This window comes from Solihabitans fulvus (genome assembly GCF_008386585.1).
GTDB lineage: Bacteria > Actinomycetota > Actinomycetes > Mycobacteriales > Pseudonocardiaceae > Solihabitans > Solihabitans fulvus.
The window spans coordinates 67,836-79,184 of sequence record NZ_VUOB01000093.1; the positions used below are offsets into that span (position 1 = coordinate 67,836).

General features: G+C 72.6%; 10 protein-coding genes. 9 read left to right on the top strand and 1 reads right to left on the bottom strand.

What is annotated here, in order from left to right:
* Window positions 1–8: 8 nt before the first annotated feature.
* The 9 genes from F0L68_RS39220 to F0L68_RS39260 all read left to right on the top strand — a co-directional run bounded on the left by F0L68_RS39220 (window position 9) and on the right by F0L68_RS39260 (window position 10,980).
* A complete protein-coding gene (locus F0L68_RS39220) occupies window positions 9–992 on the top strand; it encodes an MCE family protein (protein WP_149854993.1) in 984 nt (327 codons plus the stop codon).
* Window positions 989–1,954, top strand: a complete 966-nt coding sequence (locus F0L68_RS39225; protein ID WP_149854994.1) for an MCE family protein — start codon at window positions 989–991, stop codon at window positions 1,952–1,954. Before F0L68_RS39220 ends, F0L68_RS39225 begins: the two co-directional genes overlap by 4 nt.
* Window positions 1,948–3,084 (top strand): MCE family protein, encoded by a 1,137-nt coding sequence (locus F0L68_RS39230; protein WP_149854995.1) that lies wholly within the window; start codon window positions 1,948–1,950, stop codon window positions 3,082–3,084. The genes F0L68_RS39225 and F0L68_RS39230 overlap by 7 nt, the downstream gene beginning before the upstream one ends.
* Window positions 3,081–4,352, top strand: a complete 1,272-nt coding sequence (locus F0L68_RS39235; RefSeq protein WP_149854996.1) for an MCE family protein — start codon at window positions 3,081–3,083, stop codon at window positions 4,350–4,352. The genes F0L68_RS39230 and F0L68_RS39235 overlap by 4 nt, the downstream gene beginning before the upstream one ends.
* Window positions 4,352–5,566: an MCE family protein gene (locus tag F0L68_RS39240; protein WP_149854997.1), complete on the top strand. Its 1,215-nt coding sequence runs from the start codon at window positions 4,352–4,354 to the stop codon at window positions 5,564–5,566. Before F0L68_RS39235 ends, F0L68_RS39240 begins: the two co-directional genes overlap by 1 nt.
* Before the next feature lie 51 nt (window positions 5,567–5,617).
* Complete coding sequence (locus F0L68_RS39245; protein WP_149854998.1) at window positions 5,618–8,236, top strand: AAA family ATPase; 2,619 nt, start codon at window positions 5,618–5,620, stop codon at window positions 8,234–8,236.
* A 97-nt stretch (window positions 8,237–8,333) separates the two neighbouring features.
* A complete protein-coding gene (locus F0L68_RS39250; RefSeq protein ID WP_149854999.1) occupies window positions 8,334–8,801 on the top strand; it encodes a DIP1984 family protein in 468 nt (155 codons plus the stop codon).
* Window positions 8,802–9,108: 307 nt separating this feature from the next.
* Window positions 9,109–10,158 (top strand): alkene reductase, encoded by a 1,050-nt coding sequence (locus F0L68_RS39255; protein WP_149855000.1) that lies wholly within the window; start codon window positions 9,109–9,111, stop codon window positions 10,156–10,158.
* Window positions 10,159–10,233: 75 nt separating this feature from the next.
* The gene (locus tag F0L68_RS39260; protein ID WP_149855001.1) at window positions 10,234–10,980 is read left to right on the top strand and encodes a methyltransferase; all 747 of its coding nucleotides are present in this window, start codon (window positions 10,234–10,236) and stop codon (window positions 10,978–10,980) included.
* Here F0L68_RS39260 and F0L68_RS43985 read toward each other — a convergent pair.
* Window positions 10,952–11,349: RNA-guided endonuclease InsQ/TnpB family protein (locus F0L68_RS43985; protein ID WP_223199547.1), on the bottom strand; the 398-nt coding region annotated here is incomplete at its 5' end. The genes F0L68_RS39260 and F0L68_RS43985 overlap by 29 nt on opposite strands.

Genomic DNA, 11,349 nt, shown 5'->3' on the forward strand with positions numbered 1-11,349 from the left:
GGGCTGGGATGAGGGGAGTCATCGCACCGCTGGCGAAGCTGGGCGTCTTCGCCGTCGTCACGATCACCGCGACCGCCCTGCTCGCGCTGACCATCGCGAACCTCGATGTCAACGGGGCCACCACGTACACGGCCCGCTTCCGCACCGTCGCCGGGCTGCACTCCGGCGACGACGTGCGCGTCGCCGGAGTTCGGGTCGGCCAGGTGGGCGACCTGCGCATCGTCGACCGCGACCAGGCCGAGGTGGTGCTCGAGGTGCAGCGCGACGTGACGCTGCCGGCCGGGGTCACCGCGACCATCAAGTACCGCAACCTGATCGGCCAGCGCTACGTCGAACTCGGCAGGGGCACCGCGACCGACATCAACGCGACGCTCCCGCCGGGCGCGCGGATCCCGCTGGACCGGACCCAGCCCGCGCTGGACCTGACCGACCTGTTCAACGGCTTCAAGCCGCTGTTCCAGGCGCTCAACCCCGAGGACGTCAACAAGCTCTCCTTCGAGATCATCCAGGTGCTGCAAGGAGAGGGCGGCACCATCGACACCCTGCTCGCGCACACCGCCTCGCTCACCTCGACCATCGCGGGCAAGGACGAGGTCATCGGCAAGGTCGTCGACAACCTGAACTCCGTGCTGGACTCGCTGAACTCGCGCGGCGACGAGCTGTCCCAGGTGGTGGTCACCACCCAGCAGCTGATCAGCGGGCTGGCCGCCGACCGCAAGGCCATCGGCTCCGCGATCGGCGCGCTTGGCGACCTGGCCGACAGCACCGCCGGGCTGCTGGCCTCGGCCAGACAACCCGTCAAGGACGACATCGCCGCGCTCGGCCTGCTCGCGGGGAACCTCAACGACAGCAAGGACGTCGTGCGGCACTTCGTCCAGTCGCTGCCCGACAAGCTGCGCGGGCTGACCAGGTCGGCCGACTACGGCTCCTGGGCCAACTTCTACCTGTGCGGCGTGGTCGGCAAGCCGAATCCCCCGAGGTGCGCGCCATGACCTTCCGCGAACGCAACCCGGTCACCATCGGCCTGGTCAGCCTCACCGCCATCGCGCTGGCGCTGCTCGCGGCCTTCTTCTCCGACGACCTGCCGATCATCGGCGGCGGGGTCGGCTACCAGGCGGAGTTCCGCGAGGCCGCCGGCCTCAAACCGCAGGACCAGGTGCAGGTCGCCGGCATCAAGGTCGGCAAGGTCACCGACGTGCGGCTGGTCCGCGACCACGTGGTGGTGTCGTTTCGGGTCAGGGACGCATGGCTCGGCGACCAGACGGTGGCCGCGATCAAGATCCAGACGTTGCTCGGTCAGAAGGTGCTCGCGCTGGACCCGCAGGGCAGCGGCCCGCTCGACCCCGGCACCGCCATTCCGCTGGCGCACACGCTGTCGCCCTACGACGTGGTTGACGCGTTCAACGGCCTGGCCGGCACCATCCAGGGGATCGACACAACCCAGCTGGCGCAGAGCTTCCAGGTGCTGACCGACACCTTCCACAACACCCCGAACCAGCTGCGCGGCACCCTGGACGGGCTGTCCGCGCTGTCGCGGACGATCTCCTCCCGCGACACACAGCTGTCCGTGCTGCTGTCCAACACGAGCCGGATCAGCCACACCCTCGCGGACCGCGACGGCGAGTTCGCGAAGATCATCGGCGACGGCGGCCTGCTGTTCGCCGAGCTACAGCAGCGAAAGGACGCGATCAGCGCGCTGCTAACCGGAACCAGGAACCTCGCCGACCAGCTGACCGGGCTCGTCGACGACAACACCGCGCAGCTCGGGCCGACGCTGAGCCAGCTCAACGACCTCGCCGGCATGTTGCGCGCCAACCAGGACGCCCTCGCGCAGGGCATCCGCCAGCTCGCGCCGTTCGCGCGGCTGTTCAACAACACCGCGGGCAACGGCCGGTGGATCGACAGCTACATCTGCGGTCTGACCGCGGGACAGCCAGGAGGCAACGGATGCTGACGAACCACCGCCTCCTGAGACTGGAACGCGCGATCGCCATCGCGTGCGTGCTGGTGCTGCTGGCCAGCGCCGCGTTCTGGCAGCTCACCGGCATCCCCGACGCCCGGCGGATCACCGCGTACTTCGGCCAGGCCGTCGGGCTGTACGTCGGCTCGGACGTGCGCGTGCTCGGTGTGCGGGTCGGCGTCGTTGAGCTGGTGCACCCCGAGGGCGACGTCGTGCGGGTGGTCTTCTCGGTGAGCCGCGACGTACCGGTGCCGGCCGGCGCGCAGGCGGCGGTGATCGCGCCTGCCCTGGTCAGCGACCGCTACGTGCAGCTGGCGCCCGCGTACACCGAGGGACCGCAGATCGCCGACGATGCGGTGATCCCGCGCGAGCGCACCGCGACGCCCGTCGAGTTGGACGAGCTGTACGACAGCCTCAACAAGATCTCCACCGCGCTCGGCCCCAACGGGGCGAACCGCACCGGCGCGCTGTCGGACCTGATCACCACCGGGGCGGACAACCTCGCCGGCAACGGGAAGTCGTTACACGACACCATAACCCAGTTCGGCGCGGCGGCGGCGACGCTGACCGGCAGCCAGCAGGACCTGTTCGGCACGGTCGACAACCTGGCCAAGTTCAGCTCGACGCTGGCGTCGAGCGACGGCCAGCTGCGCGACCTCGTGCACCGGCTCGCGGACGTCAGCGGGTTCCTCGCGGGGGAGCGCGGCACCCTCGCGGACGCGGCCGACCGGCTGGCCACCGCGCTGGAGAAGGTGGCGCACTTCATCAACGACAACCGGGCTTCGTTGAAGTCCAGCGTGGACAACCTGGCGAGCCTGACGAAGGTGCTCGTCGACGAGAAGACCGCGCTGGGCGAGGTGCTCCGCGTGGTGCCGCTGACCCTGAACAACGTCACCAACGCCTACGACACGACCACCGGCTCGCTGAACGTGCGGCTGGCCAACGGTTTCGTGCCGAGATACGGGCCGCAGGGGCCGCTGCTCGCCGCCGTCTGCCGGCAGGCCGGGCCCTCGGGCGCCGACGCGCAGGCGCTCGCCGAGCTGTGCGGCCAGCCCGGCGGGGCGCAGGGCGATCCGGCGACCGCGCCGCCGCTGCCGCTGACGCGGGACGGGGGCGCGCGATGAGACGTCTGGCGTTGGCACTGCTCGCCGTTCTCGCCGTCGCGGGCTGCGGGCCCTTCGGCGGCGCGTACAACCTGCCGCTGCCCGGCGGCGCGGATCTCGGTGGGCACCCGTACGTCGTGCGCGCCCAGTTCCGCAACGTCCTCGACCTGGTGCCGCAGGCCGGCGTGAAGGTCAACGACGTCACCGTCGGCAAGGTGACCGCGATCACGCTGCTGCACGGCCCGTGGACCGCCGAGGTGACCCTGGCGGTGAACGGCGACGTGCGCCTGCCGGCCACCGCGTCCGCCGCGCTGCGCCAGTCCAGCCTGCTCGGCGAGAAGTACGTCGAGCTGGTCGCGCCGCCGGACGGAGCGGGTCAGCCGCCGCTGGCCGACGGCGCGGTGATCCCGGTCGAGCGCACCAGCCGCAGCGTCGAGGTCGAGGAGGTGTTCGGCGCGCTGTCCATGCTGCTCAACGGCGGTGGCGTGCAACAGTTGCAGGACATCTCCCGCGAGCTGAGCACCGTCAGCTCCGGCAACGAGTCGCAGCTGCGGACGCTGCTGGCCACCGTGACCGACTTCGCCGGCAGGCTGGACGCGCACCGCGGCGACATCACCCGCGCGCTGGACGGCCTGAACCGGCTCGCCGCGACCCTGGACGGGCAGAAGGACGCGTTCGCGCACGTGCTGGACACCATCGGCCCCGGCCTCGACGTGCTCGACCAGCAGCGCGGCCAGCTGGTGGACATGTTGCGGGCGTTGGAGAATCTCTCCGGTGTCGCGGTCGACACCGTGCGCCGCAGCAAGGACGACCTGGTCGCCGACCTCACTGCGCTGACCCCGACGCTGCGTAAGCTCGCCGAGGCCGGCGCGAACCTGCCGGCGTCCCTGCAACTGCTGTTCACGTTCCCGTTCACCGACTTCGGGGCGAAGTCGCTGCGCGGCGACTTCGTGAACATGTACATCAAGTTCGACCTCGGCTCGCTGGTCAGCAACCTGCTGCCCGACCCGGCCGCGCCGCAGCCGGGCGTGCCGCAGCCGGGCGCGCCGCCGACCACGGACTCGCCCACCACCGAGCAGCCAACCACCGAGCCGCCGGCGACCGGCGACGCCCCGCCGCTCCCGCTGCCGACCACCGAACCGCCGATCACCTCGACCACGCCTCCCGTCGGCACGACGACAGTCCAGCCGTCCACCGGGCAACCGCCGTCCTCCGAACAGCCGCCGTCCTCCTCGCCGACGCCGCCGCCCGGCTCGTCGGCCCCACCGTCGACCACCGGGAGCGGCTGATGCTGACCGGAAGGGCGCGCGTCCAGCTCGCCGTCTTCGTGGTGCTGACGCTGCTTGGCGTCAGCTTCGCCGGCTACCGCTACGCCGGCCTGAACCGGCTGTTCGGCGCGGACAGCTACCTCGTCACCGCGGATCTCGGCAGGGCGGGCGGGCTGTTCCCCAACGCCGAGGTCACCTACCTCGGCACCAAGGTCGGCAGGGTCGGCGCGATGCGGCTGACCGACAACGGCATCCAGGTGGACCTGAACATCGACAGCAACGCCCCGCCGATCCCCGCCGACACGCGGGCCGTGGTCGCCGACCGGTCCGCCGTCGGCGAGCAGTACCTCGACCTGCGTCCCGACCACAACACCGGGCCGTATCTGCGCGCCGGCTCCCGCATCGCGCTGGACCACACCTCGCTGCCGCCAGCCGTGCAGGAAGTGCTGTCCGATGTGGACAGTCTGACGAAGTCGGTGCCGGTCGACTCGGTGCGCACGGTCGTCGACGAGCTGGACGTCGCGTTCACCGGAACCGGGCCGGAACTCCAGAAGATCATCGACTCGGTCCGCAGCTTCACCGCGACGGCGAGCGAGCACCTGCCGCAGACCGGAGAGCTGTTGCGCAGCGCGCACACCGTGCTGGACACCCAACTGGACCTCGGCTCGGACATCGTCTCCTTCAGCGCCGACCTGAGCCGGATCGCCGCCCAGCTCAAGCAGTCCGACGGCGACCTCCGCAGGCTGATCAGCGCGGCGCCGCAGGCCGGCCACCAGATCAGCGACCTGCTGCGGGAGACCGGCCCCGACCTCGGCGCGCTGCTGGCGAACGTGCTCAGCGTCAACAAGGTCCTGCTGGTGCACCGGGACGGCATCGAACAGACCCTGGTCACCTACCCGTGGCTGTCGGCGATCGCGAACACCACCGTGGTCAACGGCAAGGACGGCATGGCGCACCTCAACCTCATCGTCACCAAGGACGCGCCGCCGTGCGTCCGGGGCTACGACGGCACCACCCGGCGGTCGCCGGACGTGACCTCCGACGCGCCGGCCAACAACGCGGCGCACTGCGCCGAGCCCGCCGGCAGCCCGACCGGTGTGCGGGGTTCGCAGAACGCGCCGCCGGACGGTGCCGCACCGCCGCCGCCCGACGGCCCGCTGCCCGGCCTGCTCGGGCGTCCCGGCCTGACCGGCGCGACGAGCCTCGACCAGTTGCTCGGCCTGCCCAGCGGGTGATCGGCCGCACGCGCCGCCCCGCCACCCACCTGTGCTGGGTAGTGTTTCCGGGTGATCCACGGCAGGCAGACGGAGCTGGCGGAGCTGCGCCGCCTGGTCCACGCGGTCCGGAACGGCTCGGGCGGCGCGCTGGTGCTGCGGGGCGACGCCGGGTTCGGCAAGTCCACGCTCCTGGACACCGTCGCCGCCGAGGCCGACGGCCTCACCGTGCTGCGCACCGCCGCCATCGAGGCCGAGCAGGACCTGCCCTACGCCGCGCTGCACCTGCTGCTGGGCGGGTTCGACGACTTCACCGCCCTGCCGGACGCGCAGGCCGGCGCGCTGCGCGTCGCCCTCGGCCACGCCGATGGCGAGGTGCCCGACCGGTTCCTCGCCGGCCTCGCCGTGCTCAACCTGCTCGCCTCGGCCGGGCCGCTGGTGTGCCTCGTCGACGACGCGCACTGGCTGGACCGGACCTCCGCCGAGGCGCTGCTGTTCGCCGCACGGCGGCTCGGCGCGGAACCCGTGCTGATGGTGTTCGCGGCCCGCGACGGCTTCGACGCGGGCGGCCTGCCGGAACTCGCCGTGCCGGGCCTCGACCGCGCCACCAGCGCCACGCTGCTGGCCGAGCGCGCGCCAGGACTCGGCGCGGCCGCCCGCGAGCGGATCGTCGCCGAGTCCGAGGGCAACCCGCTCGCCCTGCTCGAACTGAACACCGCCGACACCAGGATGCCGGCGTTCGGGCCGCTGCCGGTCGGCGAGCGGGTGCTCGCCGAGTACCGCAGCAGGATCGCGCGGCTGCCGGAGCGGACCAGGCTCGTGCTGACCGTGGCCGCGGCGGGCTCCGGCGACCTCGGCTGCGTCGTGCTGGCCGGCGAGGTGCTCGGCTTCGGCCTCGACGACCTCGACGACGCGGTGCGTTCCGGGCTGGTCAGGATCGTCGGCGACGGCGTGGTGTTCCGCCATCCGCTGGCCCGCTCCGCCGTCTACCAGGAGGCGTCGCTGTCGATGCGGGTCGCCGCGCACCGGGCGCTCGCCGAGTCGACACAAGACCGGCACGCGCGCGTCCGACACCGGGCCGCCGCCGCGCTGGCCCCCGACGAGACCATCGCCGCCGAGCTGGCCGCCGTCGCGGCCGACAGCTGGGACCGGGGCGCCTTCGCGTCCTCGGCGACGGCCTTCGAGCAGGCCGCCGCGCTCAGCACCGAACCTGACAGCAGGGCCGACCGGCTGACCAGGGCCGCCTCGGCGTCGTCGCGGGCAGGCCAACCCGCCCGCGCCGCCGAGCTGGCCACCCGCGCGGCCAGCTCGACCACCGACCCGGCGAACCTGGTCTCGCTGGCCGGCGTCCTCGCGATGGCCGAGTACGAGCAGGGCACGCAGGCCAACGGCACGCAGATGCTCCTCGACACCGCTCCGCTCGCGCCGCCGGACAGGCGGGCGGCGATGCTGGCCATCGCCGCCAGCCAGGCCTGGTTCATCGGCGACCTGCCCCCGGTGCGGCGGGCCGCCGACCTGATGGCAGAGCTGGCCGTGCCCAACTCGGCGCGCGCGCTGGCCGCGCTCGCCGACGGCGCCTACGCCGAGGCGTTCCCGACGCTGGCCGAGGTGGTCGCGGCGGCGCGGGCCACCCGGCACGAGATCCCCGAGCTGCGCCTGCACGCCATCAACGTTGCGCTGCTGACCGTCGACGACGAGGCCGCGCTCGACCTCGCCGCCACCGAGGTGGCGCTGGCCAGGGCGGACGGTGTGATCGGCGCGCTGCCCAGCGTGCTGTTCATGCTGGCGCAGGCCCAGGTGCGGTCCGGGCTGCACCGCGAGGCGGTGGAGAGCGCCACGGAGGCGATGGAGATCGCCCGCAGCACCGGGATGGGACACCGGGTGGCGCTGGTCAGCTCGGTGCTCGGCCGGATCGCCGCGATCGAGGGCGACGAGGAGCGGTGCCTGGAGCTGATCGCCACCGCGAGCCGGGTCGCGACGGGCTCCTCGGCGTCCCTGCACGGACTGCTCGACCTGGGGCTCGGCCGGTACGAGGCGGCGGTCCGGCGGTTCGAGGAGGCCGAGGCGGGGCCGTACCGCTACACCTCCGCCGTCATGGTCGGGGTGCCCGACCGGGTCGAGGCCGCGGTGCGCGCCGGGCTGCCGCACGCCGAGCCGCTGGCCAGGTTCACCGCATGGGCCGAGGCGAGCGGGCGGCCCTGGGCGAGGGCGGTCGCCTTGCGCTGCAAGGGAATCGCGTCGGACCAGGAGGAGCCGTTCGCCCGCGCCGTCGAGATCGGCGGCGGGCGCCCGTTCGAGCGGGCCCGCACCGAGCTGGCCTACGGTGAGTGGCTGCGTCGGCACCGGCGACGAACCGACGCCCGCCCGTTGCTGCGGTCCGCGCTGGCGGTGTTCGAGCGGCTCAAGGCCGCGCCGTGGGCGGACCGGGCGCGCGCCGAGCTGCGCGCGACGGGGGAGGCCGCGGTGCCGGCGCGCGGACCGGACGTGCTGGATTCGTTGACACCACAGGAACTTCAGATCGTGCGGCTTGCTGCGGCCGGGGTGAGCAACCGGGACATCGCCGCGCAGCTGTTCCTCAGCGCGCGGACCGTCGAGTACCACCTGTACAAGGCGTACCCCAAGCTCGGCGTCGGCTCACGGCACGAACTGCCCTCGGTGGTGGCCGCCTCAGGTCTCGCGGCGAGCGCCTGACTTCCCCGGCCGGGCCGCTGCGCGGCGGAATCGAGTGGGCGGCCGAGCCCGTTGTGCGGCACACTTCGCCGGTGCCGGACCGAACGGGGGACCATCGATGAAACTGGCCGAGGCGCTGGCCCTGCGCGCCGACGCGACGCGCCGGGTGGAGCAGCTGCGCTCGCGGGTCGTCGGCAGCGCGCGCTACCAGGAGGGCGAGGTGCCGGCCGAGGACGCCTCGGCCCTGCTCACCCAGGTCGGCGAGGTGCTCGACGAGCTGGAGTCGCTGATCCGGCGGATCAACCGCACCAACGCGGCGACGCCGCTGGACGAGGGGACGGTCACCGACGCCATCGCCCGCCGGGACGTGCTTCGGTTGCGGCACAGCGTGATCACCTCCGCCGCGGACGCCGCGGCCGGGCGCGACCAGCGCGGGGTCGGCCGGCAGCTGCGGTCGGAGCTGATGTGGCTGTCCGCCCTCCCGGTCGCCGAGCTGCGCGACACCGCGGACCAGCTCGCCAGGCAGCTCCGCGAGCTGGACGCGCGCATCCAGCGCGCGAACTGGGAGGTGGATCTGCTCGACTGACGCGGGGCAAGCAGGTAGTCGTCCGGGAGGCGAGCACGGACCGTGGTCGGCGGACTCCGACCTCTGGCGGCGCGATGGGCAGCGCTACGGGGTTCGATTCCCCACTCACACAGGGCAGCCCAGCACTCCGCACAGGTGACCGCGCACACGGCACACCTCACCACCGCGTGCTGATCCCGGACGACGAGGGTGGGTTCGGGGCACCCCGCGTCGGCACAGACCCCAGTGACAACTACCGAAACACTACTGAAGCGATCCCAGTGGAACGGCTCGTAACGTCTCGATCACCAACAACCTGGAGATCGACATGAGCCTCTTCGACACCATGACCCTCGGCAAGCTCGAGCTGCCAAACCGGCTCGTGATGGCCCCGATGACCCGCAGCCGCGCCACGGAGAACGGCCTGGCCACGCCGCTGATGGCGCAGTACTACGCGCAGCGCGCCAGCGCAGGCCTGATCATCTCGGAGGGCATCCAGCCCAGCGCGGTCGGCCAGGGCTACATCTCCACCCCCGGGTTGCACTCCGCCGAGCAGGTCGAGTCGTGGCGGCAGGTCACCGACGCCGTGCACGAGGCGGGCGGGCGGATCTTCGCCCAGCTCATGCACTCCGGCCGCGTCGGCCACCCCGCGCTGCACGGCCAGGTGCCGGTCGCCCCGTCGGCGGTGGCCTCCGGCGAGCAGCTCTATACCCCGGACGGCATGCTGCCGCACCCGACGCCCCGCGCGTTGACCCCGGCCGAGATCGCCGCGACCGTCGAGGACTTCGTGGTGGCCGCGCGCAACGCGGTCGACGCAGGCTTCGACGGTGTGGAACTGCACGGCGCGAACGGCTACCTCGTGCACCAGTTCCTCGCCGACAACGCGAACCTGCGCGAGGATTCCTACGGCGGCTCGATCGCCAACCGGATCCGGTTCGCCCTGGAGACCATCACCGCGATCGCCGACGCGATCGGCCCCGAGCGCACCGGCATCCGCCTCTCGCCGAGCAATCCCGCCAACGGTATCGCGGAAAGCGACTCGGCCGAGCTGTACGCGGAGCTGGCCGGCGCGCTGCCGCCGCTCGCCTACGTGCACGTGATGGAGCTGGGCACCCGCGAGATCACCGAGGCGATCCGGTCGGCCTGGGCCGGCACGCTGATCGTCAACCCGCACGAGACCGACCCGAGCGAGGCGGCGTCCGTCGAGGGCGCGGTCGCCGCGCTGGCGATCGCCGACGCGGTCGCGTTGGCCAGGCTGTGGCTGGCCAACCCCGACCTGCCGAGCCGGATCAGGGCGAACGGCCCGTACAACGAGGCGGACCGAGGTTCCTTCTACGGCGGCGACCACCGCGGCTACACCGACTATCCGACGCTCTGACGACCGTTCGGCGGCCGTGCCGCGCGGCCGGAAAATGCCGCGCGGCACGCCGCCCCGACGTGTTGGATGCTCCGAATGGACCGCCAGAAACTCAGCGCGTTGGCGCACACGCATCACCCGATCGCGTCGCCACTGACCGACGACACCGTGCTCCGCCTGCTTGACCGGGCCGTCCAACGGCCCGACGCGCACCTGCTCGACCTCGGCTGCGGCTCGGGCGAATGGCTGCTTCGCGCGCTCGCCGCGCACGACCGGGTGACGGCGATCGGCGTCGACCTCTCGACCGAGGGCTTCGCCGAGGCGCGGGAGCGGGCGAGGGAACTCGGCGTGGCCGACCGGCTCGACCTGCGCCAGCAGGACGCGAGCGAGTACCGGTCGGACCGACCCGCCGACGTGGTGCTCTGCGTCGGCGCCACGCACGCGTTCGGCGGGCTGCTGCCCACCCTGGCGGCCATCAGGCCGCACCTGGCCGACGGCGGGGTCGCGATGGTCGGCGAGGCCTTCTGGGAGCGGGAACCGAACGCGGCCACCCTCGCGGAGTTCGAGGCGGAGCCAGACACCTACGCCGACCTCGCTGGGACCGTCGACCAGGTCGTGGCCGACGGCTGGACGCCGGTGTACGGCCACGCCAGCACGGCGGAGGAGCTCGACGAGTACGAGTGGAGCTGGACCGGGAGCCTGGCGCAGTGGGCGCTGGACAACCCGGGCCACCCCGACAGCGCGCAGGCGCTGGAGGTGGCCACCAGCCACCGCGACGGCTGGCTCAAGGGCTATCGGGGCATCTTCGGCTTCGTCACGCTCGTGCTGCGCCGAACGTCTTGACATCCTCTCCGCCCTGATGGACGGTGATTCCCTCCACGCCGCGCGTGGACCGCGCGGCGTCCGGGTGGGTTACCGTTTCGCCGCGCAGTGCCGGGACGAATCCCGGTCTTACCCGCGCTCCACGGTCGTTGAAGTCCGCCTGTCCGGCGGCCTTGATGTTCTTGGCGGCGTTGACGTCCCGGTCGTGGACCGACCCACACGGGCAGGTCCACGACCGGACGCTGAGTGGCATTTTCTCGGTGATCTGGCCGCAGTCCGAGCACCTGCGGGTGGAGGGGAAGAACCGGTCCACCCTGGCGAAGGTCCGCCCGTAGCGGGCGGCCTTGTACTCCAGCATCGCGGTGAAGCCGGCCCAGCCGGCGTCATGCA

Bases quoted from the DNA above. Each gene is read 5' to 3' on its own strand.
- F0L68_RS39225 (WP_149854994.1), top strand. From the start codon at position 989: ATGACCTTCCGCGAACGCAACCCGGTCACCATCGGCCTGGTCAGCCTC.
- F0L68_RS39260 (WP_149855001.1), top strand. From the start codon at position 10,234: ATGGACCGCCAGAAACTCAGCGCGTTGGCGCACACGCATCACCCGATC.
- F0L68_RS39250 (WP_149854999.1), top strand. From the start codon at position 8,334: ATGAAACTGGCCGAGGCGCTGGCCCTGCGCGCCGACGCGACGCGCCGG.
- F0L68_RS39240 (WP_149854997.1), top strand. From the start codon at position 4,352: ATGCTGACCGGAAGGGCGCGCGTCCAGCTCGCCGTCTTCGTGGTGCTG.
- F0L68_RS39220 (WP_149854993.1), top strand. From the start codon at position 9: ATGAGGGGAGTCATCGCACCGCTGGCGAAGCTGGGCGTCTTCGCCGTC.
- F0L68_RS39255 (WP_149855000.1), top strand. From the start codon at position 9,109: ATGAGCCTCTTCGACACCATGACCCTCGGCAAGCTCGAGCTGCCAAAC.
- F0L68_RS39230 (WP_149854995.1), top strand. From the start codon at position 1,948: ATGCTGACGAACCACCGCCTCCTGAGACTGGAACGCGCGATCGCCATC.
- F0L68_RS39235 (WP_149854996.1), top strand. From the start codon at position 3,081: ATGAGACGTCTGGCGTTGGCACTGCTCGCCGTTCTCGCCGTCGCGGGC.